The sequence below is a fragment of the Alkalibacterium indicireducens genome, from assembly GCF_039522005.1.
In the GTDB taxonomy this organism is placed as follows: Bacteria; Bacillota; Bacilli; order Lactobacillales; family Carnobacteriaceae_A; genus Alkalibacterium; species Alkalibacterium indicireducens.
This window is the reverse complement of record NZ_BAAADA010000073.1, coordinates 1-14,395: the sequence shown is the minus strand read 5'-3', so window position 1 is coordinate 14,395 and position 14,395 is coordinate 1. Positions and strand designations below refer to the sequence as shown.

Annotated in this window: 12 protein-coding genes and 2 pseudogenes; 13 read left to right on the top strand and 1 reads right to left on the bottom strand. The window is 42.9% G+C overall.

The genetic code is table 11. The features are described from left to right. The 9 genes from ABFX15_RS04795 to ABFX15_RS04755 form a co-directional block, all read left to right on the top strand. Positions 1 to 399, top strand: a 399-nt coding sequence (locus ABFX15_RS04795) for a group II intron maturase-specific domain-containing protein (protein ID WP_346024351.1), incomplete at its 5' end; no start/stop codon positions are given. A gap of 127 nt (positions 400 to 526) precedes the next feature. Continuing rightward, the gene (gene pheS / locus ABFX15_RS04790; protein ID WP_346024350.1) at positions 527 to 1,573 is read left to right on the top strand and encodes a phenylalanine--tRNA ligase subunit alpha; all 1,047 of its coding nucleotides are present in this window, start codon (positions 527 to 529) and stop codon (positions 1,571 to 1,573) included. A gap of 6 nt (positions 1,574 to 1,579) precedes the next feature. Continuing rightward, positions 1,580 to 3,994 carry a phenylalanine--tRNA ligase subunit beta gene (pheT, locus tag ABFX15_RS04785; RefSeq protein WP_346024349.1) on the top strand — a complete coding sequence of 805 codons (2,415 nt, stop codon included), beginning with the start codon at positions 1,580 to 1,582 and terminating at the stop codon, positions 3,992 to 3,994. A 211-nt stretch (positions 3,995 to 4,205) separates the two neighbouring features. Next, complete coding sequence (locus tag ABFX15_RS04780) at positions 4,206 to 4,460, top strand: cell division protein ZapA (RefSeq protein WP_091482258.1); 255 nt, start codon at positions 4,206 to 4,208, stop codon at positions 4,458 to 4,460. A 41-nt stretch (positions 4,461 to 4,501) separates the two neighbouring features. Further along, a complete protein-coding gene (locus ABFX15_RS04775; RefSeq protein ID WP_091266287.1) occupies positions 4,502 to 5,062 on the top strand; it encodes a CvpA family protein in 561 nt (186 codons plus the stop codon). A gap of 131 nt (positions 5,063 to 5,193) precedes the next feature. Then, positions 5,194 to 7,563 carry an endonuclease MutS2 gene (locus tag ABFX15_RS04770; protein ID WP_346024348.1) on the top strand — a complete coding sequence of 790 codons (2,370 nt, stop codon included), beginning with the start codon at positions 5,194 to 5,196 and terminating at the stop codon, positions 7,561 to 7,563. 106 nt (positions 7,564 to 7,669) lie between these two features. Continuing rightward, entirely contained in the window at positions 7,670 to 7,981 is a 312-nt protein-coding gene (gene trxA / locus ABFX15_RS04765; RefSeq protein ID WP_346024347.1) for a thioredoxin, read from the top strand. Positions 7,982 to 8,422: 441 nt separating this feature from the next. Further along, the gene (locus ABFX15_RS04760) at positions 8,423 to 8,704 is read left to right on the top strand and encodes a hypothetical protein (RefSeq protein ID WP_346024346.1); all 282 of its coding nucleotides are present in this window, start codon (positions 8,423 to 8,425) and stop codon (positions 8,702 to 8,704) included. Positions 8,705 to 8,819: 115 nt separating this feature from the next. After that, positions 8,820 to 10,283: an FAD/NAD(P)-binding protein gene (locus ABFX15_RS04755; RefSeq protein ID WP_346024345.1), complete on the top strand. Its 1,464-nt coding sequence runs from the start codon at positions 8,820 to 8,822 to the stop codon at positions 10,281 to 10,283. 71 nt (positions 10,284 to 10,354) lie between these two features. Here ABFX15_RS04755 and ABFX15_RS04750 read toward each other — a convergent pair whose 3' ends face one another. Next, positions 10,355 to 10,780 (bottom strand): YslB family protein, encoded by a 426-nt coding sequence (locus ABFX15_RS04750; RefSeq protein ID WP_346024344.1) that lies wholly within the window; start codon positions 10,778 to 10,780, stop codon positions 10,355 to 10,357. A gap of 259 nt (positions 10,781 to 11,039) precedes the next feature. Here ABFX15_RS04750 and racE point away from each other — a divergent pair. The 4 genes and pseudogenes from racE to ABFX15_RS04730 form a co-directional block, all read left to right on the top strand. Beyond that, a pseudogene (gene racE / locus ABFX15_RS04745) lies at positions 11,040 to 12,467 on the top strand (glutamate racemase). Between the two features lie 13 nt (positions 12,468 to 12,480). Further along, the gene (locus ABFX15_RS04740; RefSeq protein ID WP_346024343.1) at positions 12,481 to 13,002 is read left to right on the top strand and encodes a metallophosphoesterase; all 522 of its coding nucleotides are present in this window, start codon (positions 12,481 to 12,483) and stop codon (positions 13,000 to 13,002) included. A gap of 166 nt (positions 13,003 to 13,168) precedes the next feature. After that, a complete protein-coding gene (gene cbpB, locus ABFX15_RS04735; protein WP_346024342.1) occupies positions 13,169 to 13,696 on the top strand; it encodes a cyclic-di-AMP-binding protein CbpB in 528 nt (175 codons plus the stop codon). A 582-nt stretch (positions 13,697 to 14,278) separates the two neighbouring features. After that, positions 14,279 to 14,395: pseudogene (locus ABFX15_RS04730) on the top strand (IS200/IS605 family transposase); the annotation flags it as partial.

The window sequence follows — 14,395 nt, the reverse complement described above, 5'->3', positions numbered from 1 at the left end:
AGTAAGTCGGCGAAACAAAAATTCCGGAATAAACTCAGAAAATTAACTCGTCGCAATCGACCAGGCTCTTTCAAAGATATAGTGAAGGACATCAACCGTGTAACGGTAGGATGGATTAATTACTATAGAATCGGATTTATGAAATCTTTTATGATTGAAATTAAATCGTGGTTGAATCATCGGCTAAGACAATTGATTTGGAAGAGATGGAAGAAAGTATCCACTCGATATAGAAAATTAAAACAACTGGGGATAGAACACGATGATGCACTCAAAATGGCTGGTAGCCGAAAGGCTTACTGGAGGCTCGCGCGAAGTAAAACTTTACATCGTGCCATAACAAATAAGAAGCTCGAACAGTGGAGATTAAAAGATTTAATACTACTGTATGAACGTTAGAGATATTCAAGTTATTGAACCGCCGTATACGAGAACCGTACGTACGGTGGTGTGAGAGGTCGACTAGTCAATTAATGACTAGTCTCCTACTCGATTATGTTAAATAATTTATTGAAGGAGTATGAAGATGGGAATTGAAGAACAATTAACAGGTGTACTGGCTAGAGCAGTCACTGACATCGATTCAGCTGATTCTGTAAAGGAAATAGAAGCGATCCGTGTCAGCTATTTAGGGAAAAAAGGGGAAATAACGAGTATTCTTAAAGGAATGAAAGATGTTTCGCCGCAGCAGCGACCAGTTATCGGTAAGAAAGCGAATGAAGTTAGAGACGAACTGACTGCCGTGCTTACTCAGAAAAAGGAACGCCTTGAAAAAGAATCATTACAGAAACAGCTAGAAGCAGAAACAATCGATGTGACGCTTCCAGGTAGACAGGTGAAAAAGGGGCAGACACACGTGCTTACTCAGATCATGGAAGATATAGAGGATCTGTTTCTAGGTATGGGTTATCAGATTATTGAAGGAAACGAAGTGGAGTCTGATTACTATAACTTCGAACGGGTCAACCTGCCTCAGAATCACCCGGCCCGAGATATGCAGGATACGTTCTACATCACGCCGGATGTGCTGTTGCGTACACATACTTCACCAATTCAGGCGCGTACGCTTGAGAATCACGACTTTTCAGAAGGGCCTCTGAAAATGATCAGCCCTGGTAAGGTGTACCGAAGAGATACGGATGATGCGACGCACTCTCATCAGTTCCACCAGATCGAAGGGATGGTCATCGATGAGAATATCACTATGGCCGATCTGAAAGGGACCCTGGAACTGCTGGCTAAGAAAATGTTCGGCGAAGAACGAGAAATCAGATTGCGACCAAGTTACTTCCCGTTCACAGAGCCTTCTGTTGAAGTGGATGTGAGCTGCTTTAAATGTGGCGGTGAAGGATGTAACGTCTGCAAGAAAACCGGCTGGATCGAAATCCTGGGTGCCGGTATGACTCATCCGAATGTGCTGGAAATGTCTGGCGTGGATTCATCTAAATACGGTGGCTTTGCCTTTGGTTTAGGGCCAGACCGTATTGCCATGCTTAAATATGGAGTGGATGATATCCGTCACTTCTATTTGAACGACCAGCGTTTCTTAACACAATTCAAGAGGAAAGGGTAGAATAACATGAAAGTATCTTATAACTGGCTGAATGAATCACTGGACCTGTCAGGGGTCTCTCCTCGTGATCTGGCAGAACAGATCACACTAACTGGGATCGAAGTCGACAGTGTGAGTGAACCGGCCAATGAACTGAAAAATATCGTCGTCGGTCATGTGCTGACTGCTGAACGTATGGCAGATTCCGATCACCTGAACGTAACTGTAGTAGAAGTCGGACAGGACGAACCGATACAGATCGTCTGCGGCGCACCGAATGTAAAGGCCGGACAAAAAGTCATTGTCGCCTTGCCGGGCGCACGTCTGGTGAATGGATTGAAGATCAAGAAAAGCAAGCTGAGAGGAGTCGTCTCAAATGGGATGATCTGTTCGCTTGAAGAACTGGGATTTTCTGACTCAGTGATTCCTAAAAATTCTGAGGATGGTATTTATGTGCTTCCGGAAGACGCTCAAATTGGAGAAAATGCCCTGCCGTATCTTGGTCTGAATGATGCATTCATCGAACTGGATATCACACCGAACAGGGCCGATGCCTTGAGTATGAGAGGTGTCGCTTATGAAGCTGGAGCGATCCTTGAACAGACACCCAGGTTTACTGGAGTCAATCTGAGCGAAGACCCGACGGATTCTGTAGATGAATATGTCAATGTGTCAGTAGAGAACAGTGAAGACAACCCGATCTATAAAATGCGAGTTATCAAGGACCTTGTTGTAACTGAAAGTCCCTTGTGGCTGCAGCGCAAACTCATGCATGCAGGCATCCGTCCGATCGATGCAGTAGTCGATGTGACAAACTACATCATGCTTGAATATGGTCAGCCTCTTCACGCCTTCGACTATGATGCATTGAACTCAAAAGACATCCTGGTCAGACGTGCCAGAGGATCTGAAACTCTAGTCACATTGGATGGACAAGAGAGAAAGTTGTCCTCAGACAATCTCGTCATCACTAATGGAGCAGATCCGGTTGCTCTTGCAGGAGTCATGGGTGGAGAAAATACACATGTCACCGGAGAAACAAAAACTGTTGCACTGGAATCAGCTGTATTCGAATCCAGCCTAATCCGTAAGACTGCACAGGCACTGAACTTGAGAAGTGAATCCAGTTCACGGTTTGAAAAAGGCCTGAACAAAGAAACAGTGCAGGATGCGCTGGACCATGCGGCGGCTCTCATTGCCTCATTAGGTAAGGGGCAGGTCGTATCCGGTACGGCAGAAGTTGTCTCGGAAGAACCTGCTTATCAGACTGTAACGACTACTCTAAATAAAATAAATGGCTCTCTTGGTACTGACTTGACGGTTGGCGAAGTTGAAAATATCTTTAGCCGACTGGGTTTCGAAAACAGAGTGACTGTGGATGAAATCAGTGTAACGGTTCCTCCAAGACGCTGGGACATCAGTATTGAAGCGGATCTTCTTGAAGAAGTGGCCCGTATTTACGGCTACAATCAGATCCCTTCTACCTTGCCTCGCAGTGAATCAGTACCGGGAGAACTGACTCATGCCCAGAAGCTGACTCGTTTCACCCGGCATTATATGGAAGGTTGCGGACTGGGGCAGGCAATCAGCTATGCATTGACTACTACAGAAAAAGCAGCAGCCTTCTCATTGGAGGAGAGCGCACCAGTAGAACTCGACTGGCCGATGAGCGAAGAGCATAAAGCCTTGAGACAAAGTCTTTTGAGTGGCCTGCTCGACAATGTTCAGTATAACGTCGCCCGTCAGACAAAGAATGTGGCCTTGTTTGAAATTGGACGCATTTTTACCCGACAGGAAAAAGACTTGCCGAAAGAAACGACTCATGTGGCAGGCGTCATGACAGGCTCATTAGTGGAGAACAGCTGGCAGGAAACTGAAACACGTGTCGATTACTTTGCGGTCAAAGGCATCGTGGAAGAGTGGCTCGATACTCTCGGCGTTATTGAAGGCATTTCCTTCGTCCCTTTTAAAGAATTGCCTGAACTGCACCCAGGGCGTACCGCTAAAGTATTATGGAACGGTCAGTACATCGGAGTTATTGGACAGCTGCACCCTCAGCTTGCTCAGGACCGTGATTTGAATGATACTGTTGTTTTTGAATTGAATATGGAACCATTCCTTGCGAATGAACAGGACACTTTGTCCTATGAATCGATTCCCAAATACCCTGGGACATCCAGAGATATTGCTTTTGTCGTAGATGAATCCGTTCTTCACGCAGAAGTCATGAATGTGATGACAGAGGTAGGAGGCAAATGGCTTCGTTCAATCCGCCTGTTCGATCTATATCAGGGAGACAATATCGAAGCAGGCAAGAAATCTCTAGCTTATACCTTGTCTTATCTGAATCCGGAAGCGACCTTGAAAGAAGAAGAAGTCAACTCAGACTTCGAAAAAGTGAAACAGGCACTGGTCGAGCGAGTCCAGGCTGACATTCGTTAAATCGACTTTTAGTTGAGCAATAAATAGGTAAATGCTGCCGATTACCTCTCACATTAAAGACGCAGGGTCTTTAATTGAGAAGGGAAAGGCAGCATTTTTGTTTAGTGTCAGAAGAAGAGCTCGAAATTTCAGAAATGACGGTCGATATAATGCATAAATCATGGATTCATGTTATTATAAGAAAGAATTTGCGAAGCGAGGAGGCTTTTTCATGCCGGAGGGAAAGCGACGTTATAAAGCAACCATTGACGGAGAGAGCTACACTATCGTTGGACCTAAATCACAGGAACACATGAAAACCGTAGCTGAAACAGTGGATGAACAGATGAAGCAGTTAAAAGAACTCACAAAGGGTTTAAGTAACGAAAAACGTGCGATCCTGCTTGCAATCAATGCTGTATCTGACCAGCTGACTATGCGCAAAGAACTGGAAGACATCAAGAAAAAACTGGAACACTTAGAGTAAAAGCAGAATCGGCTTCTGTTGTTTCAGACAAGGAGACAATTATGATATTAACGTTTATTATTTTATTTATACTACTGCTGTCCCTGTACAGCGGAGCCAGACGGGGACTCGTCCTTCAGCTGGTGCTGACTATCGGGTATGCTTTATCATTCTGGTTTGCATTGACCTACTATCAGCAGCTCAGTGGCTTTGCTGAAATGATGATTCCCTATCCGACACCTACGTCGACATCGGCCAATCCATTCGTTTTATACAGCATGGATCTCCTGTTCAATCTTGACGGGGCTTTCTATAAAGGGATTTCATTTATCCTCATCCTGTTTGCAGGCTGGCTGGTGACAAGACTGATCGGCGGGTTGTTCAATTTCCTGGCGGACATCCCAGTTGTCAGAACCCTCAACGCTATTGGAGGAGCACTGATCAGTTTTGTGGTCCACTACATCGGGCTGTTTCTAGTACTGTTCGTCCTATCGACCGTACCACTGCCGATCATTCAGAACCAGTTTGAAGCAAGCAATGTGGCGCGAAATATTGTAACGACGACACCGGAATTATCCGGACAGTTTTACGAATGGTGGGTCATAGAAGGACTTGAAGAATAGACATGTATAAATGGAGGATGGATCGAAGGAGACAGTATGAGGCTCTGGAGGCCATCCTTTTTTGTCCGAAGACTTAAAAGAAAATTAGTAAGGCTCCCGCTATAAGTGGGAACAATAAGGAGAGAAAATGAATGAAGACAGTTCAGGCATCCTTTAAAAAACTGGAATTTGAAAAAGTTATACAGCAGTTATCCGAATATACCGTTTCTTCATTAGGAAGGGAACGGTCGCGTCAGCTGCATCCAATAACAGACATTAAAGAAATCACTGAAAAGCTTGAAGAAACGGAAGACGCCGTCTTGCTTCTGAGACTAAAAGGAGGAATGCCGCTTGCAGCCTATGAAGATATTCGTCCTCACCTCAACCGGGTGCGGATACAGGGAACGCTCAATGGTCTGGAACTAGCGCAGATCGGTCGAATACTGAAAACAATTCGTGAAATAAAAACATTCTTTTCTAAAGCACAGGAAGAAGCGGTCCCTTTAAAACAGCTGTATGAGAAAGTCAGTGGGCTGGATACCTTTGCTAAACTTGAGCGGACTATATTTTCTGTAGTCGATGAAGGGGGATATGTGCTGGACGATGCCAGTTCCAAGCTTAAAGGACTCAGACAAGGCATCAAGCAGACGGAAAGCCGTACCCGCCAGAAGTTGGAAAGCATAGTCAGAGGCCCCCAAGCCCGTTTTCTGACTGACGCTATTATTACAATGAGAAACGACCGATATGTGATTCCGGTCAAACAGGAAAACAGAAATACATTTGGAGGTGTCGTCCACGACCAGAGTTCAACGGGACAGACACTCTTTATAGAGCCGCAAAGCGTGGTCGATCTGAACAACCAGTTAAGACAGTATCAGGTGGCTGAAAGGAATGAGATCGACCGTATTCTCAAAGAAGTGACGGAAGAAATCGACCCATACAGAGAAGCTATCTCGGCTCAACTGAACAGTCTAGTCGAGCTGGATGTCATTCAGGCCAAAGGTCGTTATGCCCAGGCTATCAAAGCAGTGAAACCTGATGTGTCAGAAGACAATCATGTTGCGTTGATAAAGGCACGTCATCCTCTTCTGAATGAAGGGGAAGTTGTAGCAAATGACATCATTATTGGTGAAGACTACAAGACGATGATCGTTACCGGACCAAATACCGGCGGAAAAACAGTGGTTCTTAAAACCTTGGGTCTCCTGCAGCTGATGGGCCAGTCGGGGCTCTTCCTGCCAGTTGAAGAAGACAGTACAATGGGGATTTTCTCCAGTGTGCTCGCTGATATTGGAGATGAGCAGTCGATTGAGCAAAGTCTGTCAACATTCTCATCACATTTGACTAATATCGTATCGATTCTTGAACAAATCGATGAGAAAAGTCTAGTGCTTCTGGATGAACTTGGAGCGGGGACCGATCCTCAGGAAGGGGCGGCGCTGGCCATTGCGCTTCTTGATGCTATCGCTCAGAGAGGCAGTTTTGTTATGATCACCTCCCATTATCCTGAACTGAAAGCATATGGATACAACCGCCCGGAAACGATCAATGCCAGCATGGAGTTTGATGTAGATACACTCAGCCCGACCTATCGCCTGCTTATAGGGATACCTGGACGCAGTAATGCTTTTGAGATTGCCAAACGTCTTGGACTGGATGACATGATCATTGATTCTGCCAGACAGCTGATGAGTGGAGAAAGCCAGAGTGTAGACCAGATGATCCAGGATCTGGAGACAAGACGAAATGAAGCCGAACAGCAGGCTGACAAGGCAAGAAAAGACTTGAAACAGGCTCAGGCACTTCATAGGGAATTGAAGACTGCCTTCGAAGACTATCAGAATGAAAAAGACAGGCTGAAGAAAAAAGCAGAAAAAGAAGCCAATGCTATTGTTGACAAGGCGAGAGAAGAGTCTGAACGAATCATTAAGGAGCTGAGACAGCGTCAGCTTGACGGCGGTCAGCAAGGTAATCTGAAAGAACATGAACTGATCGATGCCCAGTCAAGATTGTCCGGACTGAGAAAAGAAGAAGAGACGCTTAAGAAAAATAAAGTTCTTCAGAAGCAGAAGCAGAAAAAGACACTTAAAGTAGGCGATTCTGTATCCGTTCAGTCTTTCGGACAGAAAGGCACGATCATTGAAAAAGCTGATGGGAAGCATTGGGTCGTGCAGATGGGGATGCTGAAAATGAAATTGCCTGAAGCCGATCTTATTCAGATCGAAGATGAGAAGGAAGCGGACCGCCGGGTGTCAGTCAAAAGGACCTCATCATCCGGTGTGTCGACTGAAATCGATGTACGCGGCGAACGTGTGGAAGAAGCAGTCAATCGCGTGGATCAATACATTGACCAGGCTCTACTTGCCAACTACCCTAAAGTGACTGTCATTCATGGTATGGGGACAGGCGCAGTCAGAAAAGGTGTGCATCAATATCTTAAAAAACACTCTCAAGTCAAAACTTACGAAGATGCTCCGGCAAATCAGGGCGGAAGTGGTGCCACAATCGTGACCTTTAAATAATCAGATTCAAAAGCTAGACAAGGGTACTAAATTTTGCTATACTGACAATGGATCAAGCGACTTACTTTTAATAAGTAAGCTCAGTAAACTTATAGGAGGTTCAATAATGGTTAGAGAATTAACAGATCAGAACTTTGGACAGGAAACAAATTCAGGATTGGCTTTAGTCGACTTCTGGGCAACATGGTGTGGGCCTTGTCGTATGCAGTCACCGGTCATCGACGAGTTGAACGAAGAGTCCGACGGCAGTGTGAACTACTTCAAAATGGACGTTGATGCCAACCAGGCGACACCAAGCAAGTTTGGTATCATGAGTATTCCAACACTTCTTGTAACTAAAGACGGAGAAGTCGTAGATAAGCTGATCGGTTACCACAGCAAAGAACAGATCGAAGAAACGCTGGCTAAACACAAATAATCATCGCTTTGATAGATATTCCGCTGCCTTACCATAAGGTGGCGGAATTTTTCTGTTCAGACCCTAAAAAGTGGAATAGAATAGTTACAATACCATTAAGTTATGCACTACACTGGTAATTTATGAAAAAAATACAATCTTGTCATATAACCTTAATGTAATTATGTTTAAATAGTTAAAAGCGTTCTCTTAAAAGATATTAAAAGATAGTCCAGAATACTAGACAGAATCTGTAATGATTTAAGTGTATAAATGTGAATGCTTTATGACATTTCAATGGATATAATCGGTAATAGACCGAAAGAGCCTATCATTCTAATGAAGACTATTATAGAATGGTGGTCTAACAGGATTAAAAAACAATCCTGACCTGAACATTCAATCTTTTCTACAATCCTTGTGGGTCGTTTATACATATTTTTCAGTTTGGAGAGTGGTCACATGTCACAGAATGAACAATGTCAAACTGTGCTGACAACAACGATTCAGTACAAGTATATAATTGAATGTAAAGATAAATCAGTGGAACTCCAGGTAGAGGACCGTGATGTCTTTTATAATGCAGACGATGAACTTGATTGTCCATTGGATGTTGTTCTTCGAAAAAACGATTACTCTTTCAATGACCTAATGAGCTGGGATGCCCGTGAGATACGATTTATTAAAATGGTTGATAATGAAACGACGGTTATCAACAGTGTGCCATTAAATGTCAATTTATAACAGTAAAGTGTTTATCTTTTCTTTTAAGTAAGAATAGGTGGCACTTTTTTTATGCCTAGAAACTAGATTATCTGTTAAAATGAAGGGAGTACGATTAAGTTTTAGGAGGACAAGAATGAAAGTAGCTATCGTAGGAATGGGCGTAGCAGGTATCAGCATTATAAGAGAAATGAATAGGCAGTTTTCGTCAGAAGAACGAGCTGGTCTGGAACTTCTTCTCTATACCCGGCCTGATCAGTTCGGAACAGGCTTTCCTTACCGGTCAGATGATGAAAGTCTGCTGATCAATCAGTACACAGAAACGATGACGATTGATCCGAATAATCCGGACGATTTTTTGGACTGGATTAAAGAAAATAAATCAGCCGAAACGGTTTACCATTCTCATCTTCCGCGAAGCTGGTTCGGAGAGTATTTAAAAGAGAGGATGAGCATCTGGCTAGAGACTTTGAATTACACGGTGATATACGAAGACGTACAGAATATTGAAAAGCTGGATGAGGATATCTATAGAATCGTGACAGAAAAGACCAGACAGCGGGTTGAAATGGTCCATCTGACAGCCGGACACCTAGCTTATCAAGACCCGTACCAGCTGATCGGGACACCAGGGTATATCTACGATCCATATCCCGCTGACAAGCAATTAATGATGTCGGTTGAACAGAAAAAAATCGCTCTGATCGGAACAGGGCTTACTGCTCTGGACGCCTTGCTGTTTTTGAGAAAAGAACACCCACTTTCTGAAATTACATTTTACTCAAGAGACGGTTTATTTTCATCAGTGAGGGGGAATGAGCCCTCAGTCACGATGCATTACTTCTGCCCTGATAAAGTAAGCGATCTGATTGCCGGCGGAAAACAGATCACACTCTCTCTTGTTAAAGACTGGTTTTTAAAAGAAATGGATGAGCATGGCATCGATACAGAATGGATATGGAAGAATTTAGGCAAAGGAACGATGCGGGGAATGGCCATGGACCTGACGTATACAGATGCATTGGGGCAATTCCAGTCGCTGATCCGACACATGAGAAAATGTTACCCTATCATCTGGATCAATCTGCCGGACAAAGATAAAGATGAATTTATACAGACTTACGGAAAGCAGTGGCAGCGATTCAAAGCGCCATTGCCTCAAAAAACTGCCACTTATTTAATCAAGCATCTCTACAAAGAGGATATTAAAGTAGTAAAAGATTTGAAAAAGATAACGAAAAAGAATTCAGAGTTTGAGCTGGAAACGGAGCAGGGAGACATGAGTTATGCAGATGTTGTAGTCAACTGTACGGGACAGGATACCGACTTGAAACGTTCATTAAGCCTGCAGCAGCCCCTGATCAGGAATCTTGTAAGCAGCGGCATAATCGTCCCTTACCAATATGGTGGAATTCAAATTGATTATCCCAGCATGAGCGTAATAGATGCTTCCGGAAACTGCCTTCAACGGTTCAAGGCATATGGTCAGATTGTCTCAGGTGTGCAGTTCGGAAACAATAACGTTGAACTGGTCAGTATGAGTGCCGCTAGTGGAGTAAATTCAATGAAATTATGTCTGCAGAAAAAGGCAGATACATAAGCAATAGTGAGCAACAGTTCACTAAACTGTCGGTCAAATACGATTGCTAAACTATCTGCCTTCTTACACTTTTAGTCCACAGATTCTTTTCTGTCAGCTTGAAGAATAATTTCTACAACCTTCTTCTTTCTGACGATATTGAATGATCCTTCAGTATAGGTTTCTGTGTAAGTCTGTATGGCCTGTGCCAGAAAACCTGTTTCCAGAGAAAAATCAGCATCCGTATGCTCACTTAGTCTTGAATGAACAATCTCACCGTGAAGCTGGAAAAGATAAGATGATTTCTTCTGTTCCAGAAGCGTCAAGGTGCCAAAAGAAGCTTCTTTTACAGCGGAGATGATGTCTTCCAGGCTGGTAAAGGTATGGCTTCTGGCGAGCTCTTTTCCGGCCCAGTATAATATCTCAGACTGGTCTTCTTTCAGAAGATTAGGAAGCAGTGAATCTCTAAGAAGTAAAATGCCTTGATGCGGGGGATGCTGGTTTGTGTTACTAGTCATTCTTTCACCTCGATCAATAGTAGATAATTATAAAAAATAAATTGAATGATGTCCGTTTTGACTCCTGACTTCTATAATGGGAGCGACAAGTCTTTATATTTATAGCCGGATTCTTTATAATTATATAGAGACCGGAACATCTGTTACTATTTTACAGTGTTTGTGTTCTGGATTCTAGTCAGATCGATAAAGTCTGTCAATTATTAACTAAATTTATGACATCAGTGTTTGTGATGTCTGAAAGTAAAGGTTGTTATGTATGTCAAATAGACCCATAGGGTTACTGGATTCTGGAATTGGAGGTCTGACCGTTTTAAAAGCTGTCAAGCATCTGCTTCCTGATGAATCATTCATCTATATCGGAGACAGTGCCAGAAATCCTTACGGTAACCGCACAGAAAAAGAAATTATCAAGTATACGGAAGAACTTGTGAATTTTTTACTGCTTCATGATGTAAAAATGATCGTCATAGCCTGCAACACTGCCACAGCATTAACACTTACTCTCCTGAAAGAAAAACTTAGTATCCCGGTAATCGGCGTCATCAGTGCCGGAAGCAGAGAAGCAGCCCGACTATCTGAAACAGGGCACATAGGAGTGCTCGCAACTCAGAGTACAGTAGACTCGCAGTTCTATTCAGAGTCGATTGCAAGAGAAAGAAAAGCTGTAGAGGTTACCAGCCTGGCCTGCCCAGAATTTGTCGATCTTGTGGAAGCAAATCAGCACACTGGTCCAGATGCAGAACAGGTCGTAGCTGAAAAGCTGGCACCTCTGAAAATACAGACTATAGATACGCTGATATTAGGCTGCACACATTTTCCGCTCCTGTCCGACTATATACAGAAAGTGATGGGCGAAGAAGTCAAGCTGATTGATTCCGGAGCATTGACTGCAGAATCAATCAGAGATGTTCTTAAAGAGGAACAACTCGAAGCGGAAGCAGACCACCAGTCTCCGATGATGAAAATATTCACGACTGGAGATGCAGAACTGTTCAGAGTAATCGCAGCTGAATGGATGGAGAATGATTCACTGGAAATAGCACATATATCATTAGAAGGATTGATTTAAGTGAATGAACTGACCAAGACAATAGTGATCGCAACAAGGAATAAAGGAAAAACTAAAGAATTTGAAGCTTTATTCAATAAGAAGGGCTATGCCGTACAAACACTTCTCGACTACCCCGAGGTATCGGATATTGAAGAAACAGGAATTACCTTTCAAGAAAATGCCCTGCTTAAAGCAGAAACGATAGCTGAACAGTTTGAGACGCTTGTGCTTGCGGACGATTCCGGCTTGAAAGTAAAAGCTCTTCATGGTCAGCCGGGAGTCTATTCGGCACGTTACGCTGGAGAAGAGAAGAATGATGCAAAAAACAACGCTAAACTGCTGAATGAGCTTGCAGATGTCAAAGATGAAGACCGGACAGCTGTCTTCCACTGTTCACTTGCTCTTGCGATGCCAGGCAAAAACTCTCTGGTAGTCGATGGGGAAGTAGCCGGGAAAATAATGGGTGTCCCACGAGGAGAAAACGGATTCGGTTATGATCCTCTGTTCTATCTGGAGGACAAGAAAAAGACCATGGCAGAACTGACTGAGGAGGAAAAAAATAAAATCAGTCATAGGGCAGTGGCACTGGAAAATTTGGAAAATGTTTTCGACTACTGGCTTCAAAACCAATGAGGAGGAAAGCTCAATGAGAATAATCTGCGTCAGTGATAATCATGGCAATACCTACTATATGGAAGAACTTCTTTCGATTTATCAGGAAGAAGCCGATGAGTGGATACACTGCGGGGACTCAGAACTACTTGAAACCCATCCGTTGTGGCAGAATTTCAAAACAGTTAAAGGGAATATGGATATAGCAGAAGGCTTTAAATCTGAACGAGTGGAGGAACTGGAAGGGGACCGCTTCCTGATTGTCCACGGACATCGCCATGGCGTGAAGCGGTCCTATAATGAGCTGAAGACACGTGCACTAGAAGAGAACTGTCAGTTCGCCTTTTACGGACATACCCATATCCCGAAAGTTGAAGAAGAAGACGGCATCTTTTTCATAAATCCCGGAAGCATTGCCCAGCCCAGAGACCGAGAGATAGGCACATATCTGATCATGGATTTGGATAAAGACAATCACCAGGTCTCGTTCACATACTATGACCGTGATCATAATGAAGTTAAAGAACTGACTAAATCATTTAATCTCACTGACTGATCAGGATTCTCATCATATTGCCATTATTATAATGACTTAATCCATCATATTCTAGCTTAAGGTAAACACGTGTAAAATTATTCTAAGAAAATTCACCTTATACACCTTTTTAGTTGGGATAATATATCAGAAAGGGTAAAATATATGAGAAGACTGGATACGAGGAGTGAATAAATTGATAGGTGAGAAAATAAAATCATTACTTATTTCTAGTGAAAGGTCCCTTGTCAAACCTGCAGAAGAAGTTGCTGTCGTAGGTTTAAAGAACAGACTGAATCACGCCTTACTTATTTTAACATCTGATAAATATGCAGTTGTTCCCGTTCTTGATGATGAATCAAAAATGTGTGGGCTAATATCCATGCCCACAATATTTCAGGCAATCATGAATATCGAAGATGTCGAATTTGAGAAATTGGGAGAAATTGAAGTAAGAGAAGTAATGGATACAGACTATCCTGTGGTGAAAGAAGACTTTGAACTGGAAGAGGTTCTTCATGCCTTAGTCAATCATGCCTTCATCACCGTAGTAGATGACAATAATTATTTCAAAGGCATCATCACCCGCAGTGAAATACTCAAAGGTACCAATCGAATTGCCCATGAGTTTGAAAAGCTGTATGATGTCAGAGCAAAAACTCCGGAAAAGCTAGGCCGGGATGAAGAAGTGAAGAAAGAGTCAGTTCTCAAATAATTTATAGGAAAGCAGCCGTTCAATCGGCTGCTTTTTCTTATGGAAAAGCACAATAATTGAAGGAGTAATTTAGTCTAATGATAAGTCCAGCTTCGAATGGGGTTCTGAACAATAATTAGGAGAGAGACGAGTGGGATTTACCATACTTTTCTGAGCTAAAGTGTAACTATTTGGAGTTTAAGAGGATTATCGAAGGATAATGTGTGACTGAGCTGTAACTAGAGGCTATCTAACGGTATTTAAGACAGCCATAATTTCATGAACTATAACTAGAGGCCATTTAACGGTATTTAAGACAGCCATAATTTCATGAACTATAACTAGAGGCCATTTAACGGCATTTAAGACAGCCATAATTTCATAAGCTGTAACTAGAGGCCGTTTAATGGCACTAATAAGTCAAAGAATCTCATGAACTTTAACGTAATTCCGAAAGAAGTCTCCCACTTCTAAGCGTATGGGTGCGAAGCACCAGTGAAAGTGGGAGATGAATTTCGGTCAAGCGATAGCTTGAAGTGGTTAATCTGTCATTTTTGTTGTATACTATACTCAGTGGTAACCAACAGAAAGGAAGTGGCATCAATGGAATTGGACAACAACAATCATTCAGTCTTCTCGATGTATTACAACCTTGTCTTAGTTATAAAGTATCGAAGAAAAGTCATCACGCCCCCTGTTTCAGATTACGCCAAAGATATG

Coding starts and splice junctions, on each gene's coding strand:
- pheS (WP_346024350.1), top strand. CDS start 527: ATGGGAATTGAAGAACAATTAACAGGTGTACTGGCTAGAGCAGTCACT.
- ABFX15_RS04755 (WP_346024345.1), top strand. CDS start 8,820: ATGAAAGTAGCTATCGTAGGAATGGGCGTAGCAGGTATCAGCATTATA.
- ABFX15_RS04750 (WP_346024344.1), bottom strand. CDS start 10,780: ATGACTAGTAACACAAACCAGCATCCCCCGCATCAAGGCATTTTACTT.
- ABFX15_RS04775 (WP_091266287.1), top strand. CDS start 4,502: ATGATATTAACGTTTATTATTTTATTTATACTACTGCTGTCCCTGTAC.
- ABFX15_RS04770 (WP_346024348.1), top strand. CDS start 5,194: ATGAAGACAGTTCAGGCATCCTTTAAAAAACTGGAATTTGAAAAAGTT.
- pheT (WP_346024349.1), top strand. CDS start 1,580: ATGAAAGTATCTTATAACTGGCTGAATGAATCACTGGACCTGTCAGGG.
- ABFX15_RS04760 (WP_346024346.1), top strand. CDS start 8,423: ATGTCACAGAATGAACAATGTCAAACTGTGCTGACAACAACGATTCAG.
- ABFX15_RS04740 (WP_346024343.1), top strand. CDS start 12,481: ATGAGAATAATCTGCGTCAGTGATAATCATGGCAATACCTACTATATG.
- trxA (WP_346024347.1), top strand. CDS start 7,670: ATGGTTAGAGAATTAACAGATCAGAACTTTGGACAGGAAACAAATTCA.
- ABFX15_RS04780 (WP_091482258.1), top strand. CDS start 4,206: ATGCCGGAGGGAAAGCGACGTTATAAAGCAACCATTGACGGAGAGAGC.